The sequence below is a fragment of the Pontibacter kalidii genome (assembly GCF_026278245.1).
GTDB classification, from domain to species: domain Bacteria; phylum Bacteroidota; class Bacteroidia; order Cytophagales; family Hymenobacteraceae; genus Pontibacter; species Pontibacter kalidii.
On record NZ_CP111079.1, the window covers coordinates 4325444 to 4347326 of the forward strand.

The 21883-nt window shown below is 53.9% G+C and carries 18 protein-coding genes; 14 read left to right on the plus strand and 4 right to left on the minus strand.

Translation table 11 applies throughout. The features are described 5' to 3' along the window. Window positions 1-30: 30 nt before the first annotated feature. Window positions 31-1971 (plus strand): OmpA family protein, encoded by a 1941-nt coding sequence (locus OH144_RS18160; RefSeq protein ID WP_266203695.1) that lies wholly within the window; start codon window positions 31-33, stop codon window positions 1969-1971. Between the two features lie 923 nt (window positions 1972-2894). On the opposite strand, the gene OH144_RS18165 is transcribed toward OH144_RS18160, so the two are convergent. Next, window positions 2895-3452 (minus strand): hypothetical protein, encoded by a 558-nt coding sequence (locus OH144_RS18165; RefSeq protein WP_266203696.1) that lies wholly within the window; start codon window positions 3450-3452, stop codon window positions 2895-2897. Window positions 3453-3602: 150 nt separating this feature from the next. Here OH144_RS18165 and OH144_RS18170 point away from each other — a divergent pair, with 150 nt between their 5' ends. The 5 genes from OH144_RS18170 (at window position 3603) to OH144_RS18190 (ending at window position 7923) form a co-directional block, all read left to right on the plus strand. After that, window positions 3603-4772, plus strand: coding sequence for an AIR synthase related protein (locus OH144_RS18170; protein ID WP_266203697.1), 1170 nt, complete (start codon window positions 3603-3605; stop codon window positions 4770-4772). A 265-nt stretch (window positions 4773-5037) separates the two neighbouring features. Next, window positions 5038-5718 carry a hypothetical protein gene (locus OH144_RS18175; protein WP_266203698.1) on the plus strand — a complete coding sequence of 227 codons (681 nt, stop codon included), beginning with the start codon at window positions 5038-5040 and terminating at the stop codon, window positions 5716-5718. A gap of 7 nt (window positions 5719-5725) precedes the next feature. Continuing rightward, window positions 5726-6391 carry an outer membrane beta-barrel protein gene (locus OH144_RS18180; RefSeq protein ID WP_266203699.1) on the plus strand — a complete coding sequence of 222 codons (666 nt, stop codon included), beginning with the start codon at window positions 5726-5728 and terminating at the stop codon, window positions 6389-6391. 12 nt (window positions 6392-6403) lie between these two features. Further along, entirely contained in the window at window positions 6404-7078 is a 675-nt protein-coding gene (locus OH144_RS18185; protein WP_266203700.1) for an outer membrane beta-barrel protein, read from the plus strand. 71 nt (window positions 7079-7149) lie between these two features. Beyond that, the gene (locus OH144_RS18190; RefSeq protein ID WP_266203701.1) at window positions 7150-7923 is read left to right on the plus strand and encodes a DUF4476 domain-containing protein; all 774 of its coding nucleotides are present in this window, start codon (window positions 7150-7152) and stop codon (window positions 7921-7923) included. 949 nt (window positions 7924-8872) lie between these two features. On the opposite strand, the gene OH144_RS18195 is transcribed toward OH144_RS18190, so the two are convergent. Then, a complete protein-coding gene (locus tag OH144_RS18195) occupies window positions 8873-9373 on the minus strand; it encodes a DUF4293 domain-containing protein (RefSeq protein WP_266203702.1) in 501 nt (166 codons plus the stop codon). 66 nt (window positions 9374-9439) lie between these two features. Here OH144_RS18195 and OH144_RS18200 point away from each other — a divergent pair, with 66 nt between their 5' ends. The 6 genes from OH144_RS18200 (at window position 9440) to OH144_RS18225 (ending at window position 16865) form a co-directional block, all read left to right on the plus strand. Further along, window positions 9440-10639 (plus strand): thiolase family protein, encoded by a 1200-nt coding sequence (locus OH144_RS18200; protein WP_266203703.1) that lies wholly within the window; start codon window positions 9440-9442, stop codon window positions 10637-10639. Window positions 10640-10796: 157 nt separating this feature from the next. Beyond that, complete coding sequence (truA, locus tag OH144_RS18205; RefSeq protein ID WP_266203704.1) at window positions 10797-11543, plus strand: tRNA pseudouridine(38-40) synthase TruA; 747 nt, start codon at window positions 10797-10799, stop codon at window positions 11541-11543. Window positions 11544-11577: 34 nt separating this feature from the next. After that, window positions 11578-12879, plus strand: coding sequence for a cystathionine gamma-synthase family protein (locus OH144_RS18210; protein ID WP_266203705.1), 1302 nt, complete (start codon window positions 11578-11580; stop codon window positions 12877-12879). A 997-nt stretch (window positions 12880-13876) separates the two neighbouring features. After that, window positions 13877-15646, plus strand: coding sequence for an ABC transporter ATP-binding protein (locus OH144_RS18215; protein WP_266203706.1), 1770 nt, complete (start codon window positions 13877-13879; stop codon window positions 15644-15646). Next, entirely contained in the window at window positions 15643-16164 is a 522-nt protein-coding gene (locus tag OH144_RS18220) for a GyrI-like domain-containing protein (protein ID WP_266203707.1), read from the plus strand. The genes OH144_RS18215 and OH144_RS18220 overlap by 4 nt, the downstream gene beginning before the upstream one ends. Before the next feature lie 35 nt (window positions 16165-16199). Continuing rightward, complete coding sequence (locus OH144_RS18225; RefSeq protein ID WP_266203708.1) at window positions 16200-16865, plus strand: TetR/AcrR family transcriptional regulator; 666 nt, start codon at window positions 16200-16202, stop codon at window positions 16863-16865. Window positions 16866-16889: 24 nt separating this feature from the next. On the opposite strand, the gene OH144_RS18230 is transcribed toward OH144_RS18225, so the two are convergent. After that, window positions 16890-17306, minus strand: a complete 417-nt coding sequence (locus tag OH144_RS18230) for a hypothetical protein (protein ID WP_266203709.1) — start codon at window positions 17304-17306, stop codon at window positions 16890-16892. A 151-nt stretch (window positions 17307-17457) separates the two neighbouring features. Next, window positions 17458-19239 (minus strand): ABC transporter ATP-binding protein, encoded by a 1782-nt coding sequence (locus OH144_RS18235; protein WP_266203710.1) that lies wholly within the window; start codon window positions 19237-19239, stop codon window positions 17458-17460. Between the two features lie 157 nt (window positions 19240-19396). On the opposite strand from OH144_RS18235, the gene OH144_RS18240 reads away from it, so the two are divergent. Together OH144_RS18240 and nusB are read left to right on the plus strand one after the other, a co-directional pair. Then, entirely contained in the window at window positions 19397-20497 is a 1101-nt protein-coding gene (locus tag OH144_RS18240; RefSeq protein WP_266203711.1) for a Glu/Leu/Phe/Val family dehydrogenase, read from the plus strand. Between the two features lie 187 nt (window positions 20498-20684). Beyond that, complete coding sequence (nusB, locus tag OH144_RS18245; RefSeq protein ID WP_266203712.1) at window positions 20685-21857, plus strand: transcription antitermination factor NusB; 1173 nt, start codon at window positions 20685-20687, stop codon at window positions 21855-21857. The last annotated feature ends 26 nt before the right edge of the window (window positions 21858-21883 follow it).

The window sequence follows — 21883 nt, forward strand, 5'->3', positions numbered from 1 at the left end:
TAACCTTAACCATACTTGTTCATGCACAACATGCCTTCACTAAAGCCTCTGGCGAAACAACTGCAACAAACCGGTTTTATAGTGCTGTTCCTGCTGCTGCTCAGCGGCTGCGGCGCCAGCCAATACCTTAGCAAGGGCGACAAGCGTTTTGGGCAGGAAGAGTATGAGCGGGCCATCGAGTTCTACAAGCAGGCGCTGGGCAGTGCCGCTAATGCCGGCGAGGTAAACTATAAGATCGCAGAGGCCTACCGGCGCTCCAACCGCCTGGCCGAGGCTGAGCCATACTATAAAGCTGCGCTGGATGCCAACTACCGCAAAGAGGATGCTTACTTCTACTACCCGCTGGCCCTGAAGGCGAACGGCAAGTATGAAGAGGCGCTGCGCCGCATGAGCGAGTATGTGCAGGTGGCCACCAGTCCGCAGTTGCGCTCTATGGCGGTGCGCGAGCTGGAGAACCTGCAGCAGCTGAACGAGATCATGGGCCTGGGCGAGCGCTTCAAGGTGCAGAACCTGGAGGCGCTGAACACCGAGGGCTCTGAGTTTTCTCCGTACGTGCAGGGCAACGAGTTGATCTTCTCCTCCACACGCGGTCCCGGCAAAGAGTACCTGGGCAATGGCGAGGGGTTTCTGGATATCTTCACCACCACCCTGACCGACTCTGCCGCAGAGATGGGAGGGGCCGTGCACAAGTATGAAAGCATCAACAACGAAGAGTTGCACGAGGCCTTTGCCACCTTTGCCAACGATGGCGCCACCATGGTGTTTGCCCGCGGTAACGAGGGTACTAAGAAAGGCCGCCGCAACGTGGACCTGTTTGTGTCGAACCGTCGCGCCAACGGCTGGACCGAGCCGAAGCTGCTAAGTATAAACGACCCCGAGGCCTGGGATTCCTCACCCGCTTTCACACCCGATGGCAAGACGTTATACTTCTCCTCCAGCCGCAGAGGGGGCCTGGGGGGTACCGATATCTACAAATCAACCTTAGACGATAACGGGCGCTTCACGGCCCCCGAGAACCTGGGCCCGGACATTAACACGGCAGGCAACGAGAGCTTTGTGTCGGTAGGGCCGGACGGCACGGTGTACATTGCCTCCGACGGCTTACCTGGCCTGGGCAACCTCGACCTGTTCCGCATCGAGAATGGCAAGCCAGTAAACATGGGCAGGCCGGTCAACTCGCCGGGCGATGACTTTGGAATGCACTTTGTGAATGAGCAGTCTGGCTTCTTCTCGTCTAACCGCGAGGGCGGCAAGGGCGGTGATGACCTCTACCGCTTTGTGCGCAGCGACCGCAAGCTGGTGAAGTTCTTTGTGGATGGCACGCTGTACCAGCAGCGCGAAGGCGCCCGCCAGCGCACCACCGTGCCAAACAACACTGTAAGGCTGCAGGATGAGGCAGGCAAGCAAATAGCCATGGCCAGCACCGATGCCGAGGGTAAGTTCTCCTTCCCGCTTGATTCTGCCTCAACATACTTCCTGATAGCTGAGAAGCCGAATTTCTTTACGGCCCGCCAGCGCATTACCACCGTAGGTAAAATGCCGGCGCAAAGCGAGCTAAAGGACCCGATGAACGAAGTGCGCCTGTCGGCCACGCTGGTGCTGAACGAGATTGTGAAAGAGAAAGCCATTGTGCTGGAGAACATCTTCTACGACTTCGACAAGGCCAACATCAGGCCGGACGCAGCCGAGGAACTAGACAAGCTGGTGCAGATCCTGCTGGATAACCCGGCCATCTCCATTGAGCTCAGTTCCCACACCGACTCCCGCGGCTCCGATGTGTATAACGAGGACCTGTCGCAGCGCCGTGCCGAGTCTGCCGTGGAGTACATCATCTCGAAAGGCATAGACCGCTCACGTATCACGGCCAAAGGCTACGGCGAGAGCCGCCCGGTAGTGAAAAACGCTAAAACCGAAGAACAACATCAGCGCAACCGCCGCACCGAATTCAAAGTGGTACGTATACAGGAGTAATCAGTGTAGCGCTACAATAGCGAGAGCCGCAGGAGTTTTATACTTCTGCGGCTCTTTGCATTTGTCTGGATCAGGGTTTATAGGGTGAAGGGATGAGCAGGGTTTTATACTACAGCTATACTTCAGCTGTACTTTATACTTGCTTCCTATTTCCGCTGGCGCGAGTTTGCAACCCAACTGGCTTGCAGAGCCATACTGTATACTTTGGCTATACTTGTTGGTTTATACTTCCGCTGGCGCAAGCGTCCGCTTGTGCCTTTTTATACTTTATACTTGAGCTATACTTCATTGTACTTGCATAGCCGCTGCTTCCTTCCACTTGAAACAAGTTATACTTTCTAGCAACCGCTGATCCTCTAGTTCCCACAAACCTACAGTTGCATCTCCTGCTTTGGAGCTCTCAAGCCCGAGAGGGCTCGCCTTCGGGCATCGCGCTGTGTTCCCTCCTGCGCCAAGGCGCTGCCGCTTGCGCGGCACCGGATCTCACAAGGCGCTCAACCCAAAGGCTGGGATCAGATTCGATAGCCGCTGCTTTGTAATCTCGACCCTTGGGAGAGATTTCTTTAGAATTCCCGTTAGATCTCTCACAGCTACGCTGGCTCTCTTCGGCTCCCGCCTCAAGAGTACTCGAGAAGGCAGGGAAAGGAGCAAGTATAATTCCCCTCCTCTGGACTAGCCAAAACGTGAGTTTTGAGCTAGCGAGCGTAGCTCTCAGGGGTGGGTTCACTCTTGTAGGGACAGGTCGCGACCTGCCCCTACAGGTATACCAGCAGCGGTGTAATTTATACTTCAGCCAAAGTAACAGCAGACTCCCCTCCTTGGATAAGGAGGGGTTAGGGGTGGTTGGACCCGGTATGATAAAGCTCCCTGCCCTGTTTTGGGGAAGGAACCCTCGATAAAGGGGAGGGCTGGGGAGGGGTAAACTACCTCCCCAGCGTATACTTCAGCCCAACCCCCAGCGTGTTCATGCGGGAATGGCCAAAGTATTCGAAGGTGTTTGTGTTTAGGCCGATGGCAGTAAAGCGGTAATCTAAAGAAATGGCCAGCGGCAGCCTCGGGAAAGTATACTCTATGCCCACAGAGCCCAGCAGCACCGCGCCAACTTCCATGTCCTGCTTTTCGTTAAACCGGTCGCGGGTGCCACCCACGGCGCCGATGCCCAGGCCAGCATAGGGCCTGATGCGGCTGGAGGTGAGCAACTGCGGCTGCCACAGGTAGTGCAGCGAGGCCTGGTAAGCCCCTTGGTAGTGCCACTGCCCCGCCTGCAGCTCCAGTGCCGACTGCGGCCGTATAAAGTGCTTCAGGCGGAGCTCGGTGTTAACGCCGGACGGGCCGCCCCAGGTGGTGCGGAAGCCGAGGGAGGTTCTGTAGGGCGCAACAGCCCCAGGCTTGGAAGAGGGGGCTTCAATGGTTTGCGCCAGCGCAGGGGCAGCAAGGCAGGAGAGGGCGCTCAGCAGCGGGAGCAGCAGTTTGGTTTTCATAGATACATTGTTTTATGGTGATACTTCTATATTATTGACCCCTGCCGTTACGCAATCGTTGCAACCCTCATCTTTTAAAGTATAAAAATGGCTGCTGCTGTCGCGAATGCCGTTCCCTTTGTTAAATTTGTAGGCAAATCATCCTGAACTATGGAAAACAGATATTTGCGTCGCGGCGTATCCGCCTCTAAGGAGGATGTGCACAACGCCATCAAGAACATCGATAAAGGACTATTCCCGAAAGCTTTCTGCAAGATTATCCCCGACGTGCTGACGGGAGACGAAGACTACTGTGCCATTATGCACGCCGATGGGGCCGGCACCAAGTCCGCCTTGGCTTACATGTACTGGAAAGAGACCGGCGACTTGAGCGTGTGGAAGGGCATTGCCCAGGATGCCGTGGTGATGAACACCGACGACCTGCTGTGCGTGGGCGCCACTGATAAGATCCTGCTTTCCTCTACCATCGGGCGCAACAAGAACCTGATTCCGGGGGAGGTGATTGCAGCTATCATCAACGGCACCGAGGAGGTGCTGCAGATGCTGCGCGACAACGGCGTGGGCATTTACAGTACCGGCGGCGAGACAGCCGACGTGGGCGATTTGGTGCGCACCATCATCGTGGACAGCACCGTAACGGCCCGCATGCGCCGCGACGAGGTGATCTCGAACCACACCATACAGCCGGGCGATGTGATCGTGGGCTTTGCCTCCTATGGGCAGGCTACTTACGAGACAGAGTATAACGGCGGCATGGGCAGCAACGGCCTTACCTCGGCCCGCCACGATGTGTTCCATAAGTACCTGGCCGCCTCTTACCCCGAGAGCTACGACCCCGAGCTGCCCGCTGACCTGGTATATTCCGGTAACAAGCGCCTGACGGATGTAGACAAGGAGACAGGCATGGAGATAGGAAAACTGGTGCTCTCGCCAACGCGTACGTATGCGCCCATTGTGATGGAGATTCTGAAGCAGCACCGCCAGCACATACACGGCATGGTACACTGCTCTGGCGGCGCCCAGACCAAGGTGCTGCACTTCACCGAAAAGGTACACATCATAAAAGACAACCTGCTGCCGGTGCCGCCGCTGTTCCGCATCATACAGGAGCAGAGCCACACCGACTGGAAGGAGATGTACAAGGTCTTTAACATGGGCCACCGCCTGGAGATTTACCTGCCCGAGGAGCACGCGCAGGACCTGATCAACATCTCAAAAAGCTTTGGCGTGGAAGCGCAGATCATCGGCCGCGTGAAGAAAAGCAAGACCAATGAGCTCACCATCCGCAGCCCGTACGGCGAGTTCTACTACGAAGGCTAAATTATACTTTACCTATACTTTGCAAGCGCCACAGGTACAGCACCTGTGGCGCTTTCTTTTTCTGGGGATGATGTGACAATATAAGGGTGAATTGTTGCTGTAAAAGTGTTTTTAGGTGCAGGAATGGCATTTATAAAGTATGAAACCGGGGAAGGAATCGCCAAAACCTATGTGACAGAAGCGGCTGGAATTTCCTTGTAATTATACTTTCATATAAGTATGTTTATAGATACTAAGTGCTAACGCTCCTCTTACTATACCTCAAATGAAAACACTCTTATTTCCTCTTCTGCTGCTCACATCATTAGCGGCAAAGGGCCAGTTAGTAGCCCCCAAAGACACTGCTAAAGCCAAACAGCTTTACATTGGGGTTACGGCAACTACCATGGGCTATAATCTCAAGTATAAACAGGAGCCTAAAGGTGGTGATATCCATACGTATGGGGTGCTGCATGTCGGCTTTAAGCTAAGCCCCAGAACAAGGGTGCAGGCTGGATTTTCTTACGGTACGGCCGAGATAGATCACAGCTATATTTATGTGGAGGCCGAGGATAGGCTGATCTATTATGATGAGGTGGCCCGCACCCGGGGTGTGGCCATGCCTATTACAGTGGAGTATAGGTTGTTCTACCCATTCAGGAAACTCCAGTTCTACGCAACAGGCATGTTCACACCTATCTACAGCACTACACGGTTGCAGAAAACAGAGAGCCGGGATGAGGTAACGACCATTACTTACGATGAGAATGCCTCCGGCTTTAATGCCTACCTCACAGCCGGATTTGGGATTGGGTATCCAGTAACAAAACGCTTGGACGCCTATTTTAACTACTACATGATCAGCCGGAGCATTAACAATGGGCTGAGGAGAAAAGATGAGTACCCCTATCCGGGCTCTTTAGCCATTGGCCTGAACTATAACCTCAACCTGAAACGGGAGAAGTAAAATACCTATGAAGACACTACTACTATTTTTAACCCTTGCCTTATCAACTTTAGCCGCTGTGGCACAAGTTCGACCTGATTCAGCCTCAGTGCCAGCCAAACGGTTTTACGTGGGCCTAGAGTTAAATAGCATTTCCTATAATATGTGGGACAATATTAAAAAGGTAGGAGGAGGTTTTACCCCTATTGCTCACGTGCATTTAGGCTACAGGTTAACCAAAAGAATGAATATACAGGCTGGGCTGACTTATGGTAGAGAAAAGGAAGACGTACTTTCCGGAATTTATTACGTGCAAAATGATACGATCATCAACTACTACAGAAGCAAGGATATTTACGGTGTAGCCATGCCGCTTACAGTGCAGTTTACGCCATTTAACCCCAATCGGAAGCTTCAACTATATGCCACTGCTTCATTTATACCTGTGATAGGTTCTGTTTGGCACCAATATTCTGAGGAATATGAAGGAAACAGAGTCATAACATTTGAAGTTGAAGATTCTGGTATATCTGCTGTTGCCACAGCAGGCCTACAGCTGAATTACAGAATCAGCAGCAGGTTAGAAGGCTACGGTAAAGCGAACCTGCTTTATAGGAATGTTGGGCAAGAAAGCGCATATGCCCGATCTGCTAAGTCTGTTGCGTTAGGTCTCAACTATAACCTCAACCTATAAAATAGCCTTAGTATGAAAACAAACTTCCTAATCCTTTTGCTGCTGCTTTCCTCGTTCGCAGCTGTGGCACAGCATGCCTCTTCACCGGACACTACAGAAAACAGATTCTTCGTCGGGATAGGGGTAAACAACACGCCATACCCGATCATGGGGGAGTTGAAGCATGAGTCCTTTAGTACTATCATGCCGATTGCGCATGCTAGTTTTGGGTACAAGCTAAACAAAAGAACAACTGTACAAATGGGGCTTGGCTACGGTGCCAATGAAATAAACGGGCACGGGACAGGTTCGCTACGAGATGGTGTATTAGGGAAGTTCTATAGATATCAACGTATCCGGGGAATAGTTACTCCCTTAACCTTAAGATGGACGCCCTTTCACCCCTACAAGAGGCTGCAAGTATATGCCAACGCCTCGCTTGCTCCTGTATTTGGCCACATGAAAACAAGGGCCACAGAAACCTATGATGAGGATGTAGTGGTGTTGTATGATGACAAATTCTATACGTTTGATTTGGTTGCCACGGCAGGCTTAACCCTCAATTACAGGCTCAGCAAGCGGATAGACCTTTATGCTGATGGCATCCTGTTCTACAAAAACTTTTACTTCGAGCAGCGCTCCAGCAGTCTTTACGAAGGTAAATCAGCGGGCATAGGGTTGAACTACAACCTTAACCTGAAGCGATAAAACTGCTTTAGAAATAAACTCTGGCACAATAATTGGCTTCAAGCAAGTATAAGCAAAAACCTATACTTGCCATGAGAAAGCTTCTACTACCGTTCCTGCTTGTGCTGCTGGCGCTGCCGGTTTGGGCACAGGCCTCCATACTTACTTTTACCGCCGAGCGCGGCGAGTCTTTTCAGGTTAGGGTGAATGGACGCACTCTTAACCGCTCCTTTACCAACTATGTGCGGCTGAATGATGTACGGCCGGGCGAGCATTATATCGAACTTCGCGTGCGCAGCCGGCACGGCGTGTATAAAATGGGGCAGAACATACTTGTGCCGCACGGGGTGGAGGCAAATTATGGCGTGCGTACCCTGGGCCGGAGCGGCAAGGCTTATCTCAAGCTGCTGAGCGAGGTGCCGCTGAGGCCGGTCATAATACCAGCCCCACCGCTGCCCCGCTACTCCGACCATCACCGCCACGACGAGTATTGCGGCCACGACCGCTATGATGATCGGTACGACGACCGGTATAAAGACGACCGCTACCGCGACGACTACTACGGCGGCAACTGCCGCAACTTGCTCTCCGGCCGCGAACTAGAGCGCGCCATAGACGCCATCCGCCATCGCGACTTTGAGAGCACCAAACTAAGTATAGCCCGCGACGCGCTGCGTGGCAACAGCATCATGGCCGACAACCTGAAGCGCCTGCTGCAGCAGTTCGACCACGAAAGCACCCGCGTAGAATTCGCCAAATACGCCTACGACTACCTCTGCGACCGCGAGCACTTCTACTACATCTACGACCTGTTCCGGTTCGATAGCAGCGTGCGGGAGCTGGAAGAGTATGCCAGAAGAAGGTGAGGAGAGTTTAGGAGTTAGAGAATTGAGGAGTTTGGGAGTTAAAGAGTTTAAAGTTTAGTGTGAGATATGTTGGCGCGGCGCAAGTTATACTTGTGCCGCTCTTTTTTTACCCTAGCTCTTTGCTAAGAACAGGAGGAAAGCTTTATGGGACCGAGTCCAACCACCCCTGCCATTCAGAGGTGCGGAAGTATACTTGCTATTTTCACTGTCCTCCTGAAAGGATCTTGTGGGAAGGGAGGTGTAGCCGAAGCTACTGACTTTGATATCTAACCACTCCTGCCCCTCCTTAGCTAAGGAGGGAAGCTCTGTAATTGCTTCTGCCAGAGTATAAGTTTCATAGCCACTTGTATAGCGCGAAGAGGTCACGACCTATCCGCGCTATACAAGTATAAACCCACTCCTGAGAGCTACGCACGCTAGCTCAAAACTCACGTTTTGGCTAGTCCAGAGGAGGAGAATTCTGTACTTGCTATACTTTACTGTCATCCCGACCAGAGGAGGGATCTATGTAGAATTCTAAAGAGATCTCTCCCAAAGGTCGAGATGACAGCAAGGGCAGCGGCTATCGAATCTGATCCCAGTCCTTGGGTTGAGCGCCTTGTAGATTTCCGGTGCCGCCTTTGCGGCATTGCGACGTTAGGAGCAAAGGAAATGTACACAGCGCGATGCCCGAGGACGAGCCCTCTCGGGCTGGAGAGCAGAAAGTATGAGGTGAAACGAGTTGGTTGTAAAGCCGTGGATGAACGGCAGCTAGCAAGGATAGCTTGTTTCAAGTGGAAGGAAGCAGTGGCTATTTAAAGTATAACTAAAGTATAAGAAGGCACAAGCGGACGCTTGCGCCAGGGAAGTATAAAGTATAGCCTAAGTATAGAAGGTCATCTCTACGCCTAAAATAGCAAAGGCAGGTGCTGCCGAAGCAACACCCGCCTTTGCTATACTTTTCTTAAGATTACCGCAACCTGTCCACCGACCTTACCAAATTCTCATCGCGGCGGATGAAGCGGTTGGCCAGGGAGTTGAGCACCAGCGCCAGCAGCGGCATAAAGAAACCAGCTTCGTAAGTACCCTTCTCGCCAGGCAGTACCAGGTCGGCGCCTACAAAGTAAGCATAATACAGCATGGTGCCCAGCACAGCCATAATGATCAGCGTGTTCAGCAGGCCGAGCTTCATCTGGTTCAGGCGGCTCTTGTACTGGAAGATCTCGTAAATGGCAATAACAGCGGCGGCAATGGCCAGCATGCCGATGGCAATAGTGCCCTGTTGCGGCACGTTCCCCACCTCGCCCGGCTCTCCCTGTTCCGTCAGGAAGTAGGACTTCAGGTTCCAGGCAGTCAGCACCACCTCCTCGCCGGTAGTAGGATCGGTTTTAGACCACAGCGGCAGAAACAGCATCGCGATCATGGCAATGGCCAGCAGGGCCAGAAATACGGTTTGAATTCTTTGTATCATGTGATGGTTAAATTATCTTGCAAAGAGCTGCAAAATTAGACAAAGACCTGTAAAACTAAAATTAAGATGCGCACTGCTTATATAGTTGATATACTTCGGACTCCTGTGGGCAAGTTTGGCGGCACCCTCAGCACTGTTCGCCCCGACGACATGGCGGCGCTGGTGCTGAAGGAGATCGTGGCCCGCAACCCCAACCTGGACCCCGCGCTGATAGAGGACGTGGTGATGGGCGCGGCCAACCAGGCCGGCGAGGACAACCGCAACGTGGCCCGCATGGCGCTGCTGCTGGCGGGGCTGCCGCAGGAGATAGGCGGCGTAACCGTGAACCGCCTCTGCGCCTCCGGCCTGCAGGCGATCATAGATGCCGGCCGTGCTATTACGTGCGGCGACGGCGAGGTATACCTGGCCGGCGGCGTGGAAAGTATGACGCGTGCCCCCTTCGTGATGGCCAAGGCCGAGGCAGCCTTCTCGCGCACCGCCGAGATCTACGACACCACCATTGGCTGGCGCTTTACCAACCCGGCCCTGGCCAAACTGCACTACCCGTTCGGAATGGGCGAGACAGCCGAGAATGTGGCGGAGCGCTACGGCATTTCACGTGAAACCCAGGATGAGTTCGCCCATAGCTCGCAGCTAAAGTATAAGGCTGCCGCAGAGGTCGGTAAGTTCAGGGATGAGATCGTGCCGGTGCGTATTCCGCAGCGCAAAGGCGAGGATATTGTCTTTGACACCGATGAGCACCCGCGCCTTTCTTCTGTAGAGAAACTAGGCACGCTCAGCCCCGCCTTTAAAAAAGAGGGCTCGGTAACAGCCGGTAATTCCTCGGGCATCAACGATGGCGCTGCCGTGTCTATCATCGTGAGCGAGGAGGTGCTGAAGCGCTATAACCTGACGCCAATGGCGCGTATAGTGTCTGCTGCCGTGGCTGGTGTGGATCCGGCGCACATGGGCATGGGCCCGGTGCCGGCTACCCGGAAAGCGCTGAAACGCGCCGGACTAAGTATAAATGACATCAACCTTGCTGAGATAAACGAGGCCTTTGCCGCGCAGGCCGTGCCCTGTGTGCAACAGTTGGAGATCAACCCCGAAATTGTGAACGTAAACGGTGGCTCCATTGCCATTGGGCATCCGCTGGGGGCCAGCGGCACCCGTATCTCCGCCACGCTGCTGCACGAAATGAAGCGCCGCGACAACGTAAAGTATGGCCTGGCCACCATGTGCGTGGGCGTGGGCCAGGGCGCAGCCGTGATCTACGAGAAAGTATAAACCCAGGACCTCATTGTGTCCGGAGGCCCTGCGAGCGTCTGGCGCAAAGTATAAAAAGCGGCTGTTCAAAATATGAGCAGCCGCTTTTGCTATTTAAAACAGGCGGCCCCGCGTCTTTTGTCCTGTGTCTTTTGTCTCAAAATCATACCTTTGCCCTATGCGGTATTTTTTAGAGATAGCTTACGACGGAACAAGGTTTCACGGGTGGCAGGTGCAGCCAAACGCCCTGTCGGTACAGGAAGTACTAGAGGATAGTTTAACCAAGGTGCTGCGCGAGCCGATCAGCACCACCGGCAGCGGCCGCACCGATACGGGAGTACATGCCAGCCAGCAGTTCGTGCACTTTAACGCCCAGCAGCCCCTGGACCCGCAGCAGGTGGTTTACCGCCTCAACCGTATCCTTCCGGAGGATATCTCCGCCGTTGATTTATATTTGGTGCAGCCGGATGCCCATGCACGTTACGATGCCTTCGCGCGCACCTACCATTATCACATCACCCTCCGCAAGAATCCCTTTAAGCGCTACCACGCCTGGTACCACAGCCGCCCTCTGGATGTGGAAAAGATGAATGAAGCCGCAGCCATACTGCTTAAGTACGAGGATTTTACTACCTTCAGCAAAGTAAAGGGCGACACCAAGCATTACCGTTGCAACATGTATGAGGCCGTGTGGCGGCAGGCAGGGGAGGAGCTCCAATTTACCATCCGGGCCAATCGTTTTTTGCGGGGCATGGTGCGCCTGGTGGTAGGCACCCTGGTGGATGTAGGGCGTGACAAGCTAACGGTGCCCGAGTTCGAGCAGATCATAGCCAGCCAGGACAGACGCAGGTCCAGCGGGGCAGCGCCGTCTGAGGGTTTGTTCCTGGCTAAAGTAGCGTATCCACCTGAACTATTTATACCTTAAAACTAATCAACCTTTAACCCATAACTAACCTACTATGCAACTGGAAGAGGACCATCTGGGGCCGCACCTAAACGGAAAGCACGTGCGGCCAGAGAGTTTAATGATGAGCTACGGGTACAATCCCGAGTGGTCGGAAATGGCCGTAAAAGCCCCGATTTACCAAACATCCACCTTTGTCTTTAAAAATGCCGAGGAGGGCAAGGCTTTTTTCGAGCTGGCCTATGGCCTGCGCGAGAAGAACGCCGAGGAGCAGCTGGGCCTGATCTACAGCCGCCTCAACAACCCCGACCTGGAGATACTGGAAAACCGCCTCCGCTTCTGGGATGGTGCTGAAGAAGCAGCAGTGTTTGCCAGCGGCATGGCCGCTATCAGCACCACGCTGCTGGCCCTGCTTAAGCCCGGCGACGTGATCCTGCACAGCGAGCCCATTTACGGCGGCTCCGATTATTACATCAAAAACATCCTGCCCAAGTTCGGCATCCAAAGTATAGGCTTCCAGGCTTGTGCCACGACCGAAGAAGTAGCGCAATTGCTCGAAGCCTCTGGCGTGGCCGACAAACTGGCGATGATTTATATTGAGACACCGGCTAACCCTACCAACCACCTGGTGGACATAGAGGAATGCGTGGCCCTGGGCCAGAAATACTCGACTGCCGACAAGAAAGTGGTGGTGGCCGTGGATAACACCTTCCTGGGGCCGGTGTTCTCTCACCCGCTCAAGCATGGCGCGGACCTGGTTTTATACTCTGCCACCAAGTATATCGGCGGGCACTCCGATTTGATTGCCGGTGCCTGCGCCGGTTCTGCCGAACTGCTGAAGCAGGTGAAGGGCATGCGCACCTTTGCCGGCTCCATGGCCAGTCCCTGGACCGGCTGGATGCTGATGCGCAGCCTGGAGACCCTGAAAATACGTATGGAGGCACAAGCCCGTGGCGCCGAAGTGGTGGCCAGTTACCTGAAGCAGCACCCGAAGGTGGAGAAGATCTACTACCTCGGCGACCTGCAGGACAACCCGCGGCAGCAGGCCATTTACCGGAAGCAGTGCACCGCCGCCGGCTCTATGATCTCGTTTGACATCAGGGGTGGCGAGAAAGAGGCCTTCAAGTTCCTGAACAGCCTGCGTTTGATCAAGCTGGCCGTAAGCCTGGGCGGCACCGAGTCGCTGGCCGAGCACCCCGCCTCCATGACGCACTCCGACATCTCCCCCGCCGACCGCGCCAAGATGGGCATCGGCGAAGGCATGGTGCGTATTTCGGTAGGCGTGGAGCACCCGGAGGATATTATCTCCGATGTGGAGCAGGCGCTGGCAAAAGTAGCGGTAGCTGTAGAAGCTTAAGTATAAATCCTGAAGTATAGAAAAGGCCGGGGCTACGTATAGCTCCGGCCTTTTTTTGTTTTACTGGCGCAGGAGCGCCTTCCGGGCAAAATATAAAAGCGAATATCCAGTTCGCATCCTGGAAGCACCGGATCCAACCACCCCTGCCCCTCAGAGCTACGCTCGCTACCTTCGAACTCCCGTTCTCGGTAGTCCAAGGAGGGGAGCTTGTAATTGCTTGTGCTGAAGTATAAGTTTCATGGTTATGGTATCGCGCGGGCAGGTCGCGACCCGTCCGCGCAAGTATAAACCCACCCCTGCCCCCTTCGAAGGGGGACTTGGCTGAAGCTTCGTCAGCCGTGGCTATCGAAATGATACCCAGTCCTTGGGTTGAGCGCCTTCTATTGATGCGGTGCTGAGCTTGCTCAGCAGCCCGGAGCGGAGCGAGGAGCAGCTTCAATAGACAGCGCGATGCCAAAGGACGAGCCCTCTCGGGCCTGAGAGCACCAAAGTCAGAAATGAAACAGTGCAGGTTGTAAAGCCGTGGAGGAACAGGCGCTAATAAGGATAGCTTGATTCCAGTTGTGGGAAGCGGTGGTTCAGGGAAGGCACAAGCGGACGCTTGCGCCAGAAAAGTATAAAGTATAACGCAAGTATAAGTATGGCTCTCCGAGCCAATTGGGTTACAAACCTGATATCATAGAAGGCATGGGTTGCAAACCCGCGCCAGCGATGGGTATAGCTTGTGTCATGCTGCGGGAAGCGGAAGCAATGGAAGTATAGCCCAAGTACAAAGTGTGGCTTTGCAAGCCAGTCGAGTCACAGCCCCGACATCCTCCATAGCACACAAGTCTAAATACTTGCACCAGCAAGAAGGTAAGAGAAGTATAAACCCCATTCATCCCTAAATCCTGAAAATCCTGCTCCAAAACCATTAACTTTACAATCGGTTAAACAGTAGCGCCCGTACAGGAGAGACAGCGGAGCAGATTAACCATACTTTAGCAGAAGCATACTTTTGGAAGATACACCTAAACAAAGCGGTAAAGTATTCGATTCGGACGTGCTGAAGCGGCTTTTCACGTTTGTGAAACCCTACATCAGGATATTCTACTTTATCGTGTTCCTGACCTTTGCCTCGGCCATACTGGCTGCGGTGCGCCCTTTCCTGATTCAGTGGACCGTGGATAACGAGATCCTGAACAACGATTGGGAGGGCCTGAACCGCATGTTCGTGATTTTGGGCGTGCTGTTGGTGGTGCATGCCATCGTGCAGTACCTGCATACCTATTTTGCCGGCTGGCTGGGCCAGCACGTGGTGCGCGACATCCGGGTGGTGCTCTACCGCCACATCCTTAACCTGCGTCTCAAGTTCTTCGACCGCACTCCCATTGGCACGCTGGTTACCCGCAACGTGTCGGACGTGGAGACGCTCTCGGATGTGTTCAGCGAGGGGCTGGCGGCCATGATCGGCGATATCCTGCAGCTGGTGTTCATCCTCGGCTTCATGTTCTACATCGATTGGGAGCTGGCCCTGGTGAGCTTGTCTACCTTCCCGATCATGCTCATCAGTACCTACATTTTCAAGGAAAAGATAAAAGATACCTTCCAGGAGGTGCGTACGGCGGTGGCGCGGCTCAACTCATTTGTGCAGGAGCATATCACGGGCATGAGCATCGTGCAGATCTTTACCAACGAGAAGCGCGAGATGGAGAAATTCCAGGAGATCAACAAAGAACACACGCGCGCCAACATACGCTCGGTTTTATACTATAGCATCTACTTTCCGGTGGCCGAGATCATCGGTGCGGCGGGCCTGGGCCTGCTGGTGTGGTACGGTGCTTATGGGGTGATAGAGGATGAGATCACGCTGGGCACGCTAATGGCGTTTATTTTGTACATCCAGATGTTCTTCCGCCCGATCCGCATGATTGCCGACCGCTTTAATACCCTGCAACTGGGCGTGGTGAGCACCGAGCGCCTTATGCGCCTGCTCGACAGCAAGGAGATGATTCCCGACAACGGTACCTATGCCCCGGAGAAGATAAAAGGCAGCGTGCGCTTTGAGAACGTGTGGTTTGCCTACAAAGACGAGGACTGGGTGCTGCGCGATCTTTCGTTTGAGGTAAAAGCGGGGGAGACAGTGGCTTTCGTGGGGGCCACGGGTGCCGGTAAAACCTCGGTGATCAACCTGCTCAACCGCTTCTACGAGATCAACAAAGGCCACATTGTGGTGGATGGCCACGACCTGCAGGAGTATGACCTGGGCGTGCTGCGCCACCACATTGGCGTGGTGCTGCAGGATGTGTTCCTCTTCTCGGGCACCATTGCCGATAACATCAGCCTGGGCAACAAAAGCATTACCGAGGAGCAGATGTGGCACGCTGCGGACCTGGTGGGAGCACGCAAGTTCATCGAGCGGCTGCCGGGCGGGTTGCATTACCAGGTGATGGAGCGCGGGGCCACCCTGTCCGTTGGCCAGCGCCAGCTCATCTCTTTTGTGCGCGCCATGGTGTATAACCCGGAGATCATCATCCTGGACGAGGCCACCTCCAGCGTAGACTCCGAAACCGAAGAACTGATACAGTACGCCATCGACCAGCTCATGCAGGGCCGCACCTCCATCGTGATCGCGCACCGCCTCAGCACCATCCAGAAAGCCGATAAAATCATTGTGCTGGACCGCGGTGAGCTGAAAGAGATGGGCAACCACGAAGAACTGCTGGAGCATAACGGCTACTACGCGCAGCTCTACCAGATGCAGTACAAGAACATGATCGATCAATGAACAAGAAGATTTTTTACGTAGTGGCAGGCATTGCCACTGTCGTGTTGGTGCTTTATACTTACCTCGGTGGGTTTTCCGAACCAGCCGTTACCCTTACCACCTCAGAGACGAAGTATGTAGCCGGGCAACCGTTTGAGGGCTCCGTGGAGGACGAGGCCATGGGCCGGGCCTTCCAGCGGGTATCGCAGGTGCTGCAGGAACAGGAGCTGCAGGGCCACCCGGGCAACATCTACTACAACGACCCCGACAAGAGCGGCGACAGCATCCGTGCCTTTATTGGCATTATCATTCCGGACTCCACTGCCAAATTACCCGATGGCTTTACATTGCGCACCGTGCCGGGTGGCCGCCAGGTAGTGCGGGCCGAGGCAACGGCCAATATAGCCCTGCTGCCCAAAAAGCTCTACGCCGCCGTGTTCGACCATGCCGAGGAGGAGAAGCTGAAGCTGGAGGAGTTCTACGTGGAGTGGTTCCCGGAGAACGACAAAGGCGTGCTAGAGGTGCCGGTAAAGGAGTAGCGCTATACTTGCAAGTATAGATTTATACTATATCTTTGGCAGGAGGGAGGCCATACATCATCTACTCCCGTAACCACAGCGATTATACTTTGGGCAAGAAGGCAGAGGCTAAGAAAGAGCTGATCTTGGAGGCAGCGAAAAGCGTGTTTGGCAGGCTAGGCTACAGCAAGGCCACCCTCGACGATATTGCCGCGGCCATCGGCATGAAGAAGCCATCGCTCTACTATTACTACAAAAGCAAGGAGCTGCTCTACATCGAGGCCTTCTCGCAGGAGTGGAAGGCCCGCCTCTCGCACATCAAGCAGCTGGCCGAGCATGAGCCCAACCCGCACAAGCGCCTGCTGCTCTACATCCAGTCCTCGCTGCGTTATTACCAGGAAATCGTGTCAGCGCACACCATCTCCATTAAAGTGCTGATCGAGACACGGGCCATGTTCCAGGAGCTGTTCCGGGAGTCGCGGGGCAAGGAGACGAACTACTATGCCACCGTGATAAAGGAAGGCATTGCCAAGGGGGTGTTCATTCCCTGCGAAGCGGAGCGCGTGGGCTATTCCATGATGGTAGTGAAAGACCTGATCCAGTTCGAGGAGTTCCAGCGCGCTGATTTCCACCAGCTACCCTCCATTGACTTCGAGAAAATTGAGCGGGACGTGCTTTACACCATCAACCTTATCCTTAACGGCATCGCGGTGCAGGAGTAAAGTATAAGGTATAAAAAAGCGGCACTATTGCTGTGCCGCTCGCAGTTGGTCCAGTTTCGCCATCAGGGCGTCTATATCCGGCTTATGGCCTTTGGCTACCTCGGCAGCGTCGAGCTCATTGAGCATATTCTTCATCTGCTGCAGGTAGGCAGCCTTGTCTTTCTTCAAACAGTCTTTTTTGTTCGGCTCGTGGCAATGGCCGTCCGCATCCATGGGCTTAAACATGCTGCCCTCGCCGTAAATAAGCCACTGCGGGTTCAGGTCGTCGAAATGCTTCACAATGGACACCAGTTCATCCAGCACGATGTTGCGGCCGTGGATAATGTTGTTGAGGGTTTCCTCGTCGCTGCCGGTCATGGATTTCAGGTCCTCCATTTCCAGTTCCCTCAGGTTTGTATAAAACCTAAACCGTTTCCCAATTTGCTGTAAGTCGATGGCCATATGCAGTGCGTTTAGTGGGTGAAAAGATGATAGTAATTTTGCTATACGTAAGCATAACAGATTTCGCACTAAAAAAATCCCACAAGCTATGTTTGCGACGCATAAGTAACCCCAGAAACGGCCAATGGCACCCGGGAGCCGGTAAACGGAATTAAACGTCTTCCTGCTGCAACTGTCTTTCGTAGAGTTGCTTGTACAGCCCGTATTGGCTGATCAGCTCCTCGTGCGTGCCGTGCTGCACGATCTCCCCGTCGTCGAGCACTAGGATGCGGTCGGCCAGCTTCACCGATGAGACCCGGTGCGAGATGATGATGCTGGTGCGGTTTTCCATGATGCGGCGCAGGCTGTTGAGGATAGCGTTCTCGGTCTTGGTATCCACGGCAGAGAGCGAGTCATCGAGGATGAGGATGCTTGGCTCCCGCACCAGCGCCCGCGCGATGGACACGCGCTGCTTCTGCCCGCCGGATAAGGTGATGCCGCGCTCGCCCAGCTTGGTGTTAAAGCCCTCCGGGAAGCGGGCGATGTTCTCATACACGTCGGCATCCCTGGCTGCCTGCACCATCTGCTCCTCGGTGATGCTTGGCAGGCCAAACCCGATGTTGTTGCGGATAGAATCGGAGAAAAGGAACACGTCCTGCGGCACGTAGCCGATCTGGCTGCGCAGGCTGTCGAGGTTGTAGTCGCGCACGTCTACGCCGTCAATAAGGATGCGGCCGCCGGTGGCGTCATACATGCGCGGCAGCAGGTTGGCAATGGTGCTCTTGCCTGAGCCGGTATTGCCGATCACGGCCAGCGTTTCGCCGTGCCTGATGTCAAACGACACCCCTTTCAGCGCATGGATGCCGGTGTCCGGGTACACAAAGTCCACGTTCTCGAACCGGATGTCGCCGATGATCTCCTTGCTGATGTTCTGGCGGGTGACGATATCGTTTTTGGTGTTGAGAAACTCATTGATGCGCTCCTGCGAGGCGGCGGCGCGCTGCACCAGGCTGGCCGTCCAGCCCAGCGAGGTAACCGGCCAGGTGAGCATGTTCACGTAGATGATGAACTCGGCGATGTTGCCTGTGGTGATGCTGCCGTTGATCACTTCCTGGCCGCCGATGTAAATGGTGATGATCGTGCTAAGGCCCACCAGGAACAGCACCAGCGGAAAGAACAATGAGTTTACAAAGTTCAGTTCCAGCGACTTATCCTTGTAGGTGTTGCTGGCCGTGGTGAAGTTGTTATGTGAGTCATCTTCCCGCACAAAAGATTTGATGACCCGGATGCCTGAAAAAGCCTCTTGCACAAAGGTGGTAATGCCCGAAAGGCTGCGCTGTATCTCGTCGGACTTGCGCTGGATGATGTTGTTGACGTAATAAATGCTGATGGCCAGTATGGGCAGCGGAATCAGGGTGTACATCGTCAGCTTCACGTTTACCGACAGCATGTAGGGGATCACCATCAGGAAAAGGATGACCAGGTTAACGCCATACATAATGGCCGGCCCCAGGTACATGCGCACCCGGCTCACGTCCTCGGAGATACGGGCCATCAGGTCGCCGGTGTTGTTCTTGCGGTAGAAGCTGAGCGGCAGGCTCTGGTAATGGGCGTAGATCTCGTTCTTGAGGTCGTTCTCAATCAGGCGGCTCATCACGATGACGGTTTGCCGCACGAAGAACAGGAATACGCCGCGCAGCAGCGCCATTAAAAGTATGATAACGCCGTATACCAGGATGCTTCGGGAGAAGATGTCGTACACCAGCTCCTGCTGCGCCATGCCGCCAAACAGGCCGTGCAGGTTAATGCCCTCTTTTATCAGGTTAAAGGCATAACGCACCACCTGCGCCGGCAGGATCTGGAAGAAGTTGGAGATGATGGTGAACAGCAGCCCCAGTAGCAGCCTGTACTTATACTTAAGAAGGTATTTGTTTAAATATCGTAACGATTTCACAGTCAGAACTTGATGCCTTTTGCGCTTTTACGCAGAGATAGCCCGCGCAAATTGAAATAACCAAAAAAAGATTTAATTTTGCTGCGCGAAACGGTGAGGGCGATACCAATGCCTCCCCCCTTCACAAAGATAGAACAACCCCTAATCAAAACTATCAATGGTGGAATTAAAAGAAGTTGAAGTGAACAGAGACAAATCAGTCTTCGATCAGATATCAGAACACAACCATGAGAAAGTTGTTTTCTGCCACGATAAGGAAACTGGTCTGAAAGCTATCATCGGTATACATAACACCGTGCTGGGCCCGGCGCTGGGTGGCACCCGCATGTGGTCGTATGCTTCGGAGGCAGAGGCACTGGACGACGTGCTCCGTCTTTCCAGAGGCATGACCTACAAGGCGGCCATCTCCGGCCTGAACCTGGGTGGTGGCAAAGCCGTGATCATCGGCGATGCCAAGAAAGACAAGAGTGAGGCGTTTATGCGCCGTTACGGCCGTTTTGTGAAGAACCTGAACGGGGCTTACATCACTGCCGAAGACGTAGGCACGACGACCAAAGACATGGAGTATATCCGCATGGAGACGGAGCACGTGGCTGGCCTGCCTGAGTCTATGGGCGGTAGCGGAGACCCTTCTCCGGTGACAGCATACGGGACGTACATGGGCATGAAAGCCGCTGCTAAAAAAGCATTCGGTTCTGACTCGCTGGAAGGCAAGAAAATCTCTGTGCAGGGTGTTGGCCACGTGGGTGGTTACCTGGTGGAGCTGCTGGCCAAGGAGAATGCCCAGATCTTCATCACCGATATCTACGAAGACCGCCTGCGTGAAATCTCTGAGAAGTATGGCGCCAAGGTAGTGGGCATGGACGAGATCTATGACCTGGACGTGGATATCTATTCTCCGTGCGCACTGGGAGGCACCATAAACAATGATACCCTGAACCGCTTGAAGTGCCAGGTAATTGCCGGCTCGGCCAACAACCAGCTGCGCGACGAGCAGGTGCACGGCCCTGCGCTGGTAGAGAAGGGCATCATCTATGCCCCGGACTTCCTGATCAACGCCGGTGGCCTGATCAACGTGTACTCTGAACTGATCGGCTACAACCGCGAGAGCGCTTATGCCCAGACGGAGCGTATCTACGGCTATACCCTGGATATATTTGAGCTTGCCGAGAAAGAAGGCATCCACAACCAGGCGGCTGCCATGGAGATGGCCAAAAAGCGGATCGCCAGCATCGGCAAGGTGCATTCCACTTACTAAGCATATCATTCTGTACCAATACTGTTAAAGTCAAAAGTGCTGCATTAACCTGTGGCACTTTTGCTTTACATCCTCATACTGCGGAACTATCACCTGCCATATCCGCTTTTATGTAGCAGGAAAAATGATTTACCGGGCCGCCGGCCCAAATTATACCTTACCAAAACACGCTCTTTAAAATAAGAATATGCTCAACCGCAGAACACTACGAATTAAGGCAATGCAGGCGATCTACGCCTATCAGCAAGCCGTAGGTTCAGATTATCTGCTGGCCTTAGACCAGATAAACGAGGACTTCGCCCCCGACCTGAACTCCATGGAGGTGCAGGACCGAAAGCTGCTCGAAGGCAGAAAGCAAATGGCCACGCTGATGTTCAAAGAATGGCACGAGAAGCAGGAGTTTGATGCCGAAGGCGCTGACAAAGATGTGGTTGATGCAGTGAACAGAGCGATCGTGTTCTACAAAAATGCCACCAAGAAAGACCTCAAGTACTACGGCAACCAGATGCTCAGTGCCGTGGAGCGCATTTATGACCATTACCTGGGCACCCTGCAGATACTGCAGGTGGTGGTGAGCCTGATAGAGGAGGAGGAAGAGAAAAAAGCCAACCGCTATACCGCTTCCGAAGGGCCCGATACCACGGCCTTCCTGCGCAATATAGTTGTGCAGCGCCTGCTGCAGAGCAAGTCGTACCAGGATAGCATCATCCGCCGCAACATCAGCTGGGGCTCCGATATCAGCGAAATCCGCGCCGTTTACAAGAACATCCTGAAGAAGGACGAAGTGTTCCTGAGCTACGTTAGCCAGCCCGACCATACCCTGGAAGAGGACGCCGAAGTGGTGAAACATATTTTCAAAAACATTATCTTTAAAGAAAAAAACTTACAATCTTTGTTTGAAGAGCAGGATTTGAACTGGGTGGAGAACAAGTCGATTGTCAGAAGCCTGGTAAACAAAACCGTTAAGATTTTCGCCGAGGAAGCCGGGGAGGAGCAGCAACTGCTGGACCTGTCGGCTAACTGGGAGGATGACAGAGCCTTCTTCGAGGATTTATACTTTCAGACGGTAGAGCAGGACGAGAAGTATGAGGCCATGATCGCGGCCAGCGTGAAGAACTGGGACGTGGAGCGCGTGGCCCTGCTCGACAAGATCATCCTGAAGATGGCCCTCAGCGAGATGTACATCTTCCGCAGCATACCGGTAAAGGTAACCATCAACGAGTACATCGAGATTTCGAAGTTGTACAGCACCCCCAAGAGTAAGCAGTTTATCAACGGTGTGCTGGATAAGATGGCACAGGAACTGACGGCCAAAGGCGATATCCGGAAATCTGGCCGGGGCCTGATAGACAACAAATAAGCCGGGCCTGGCAAAGGCGGCCTTTG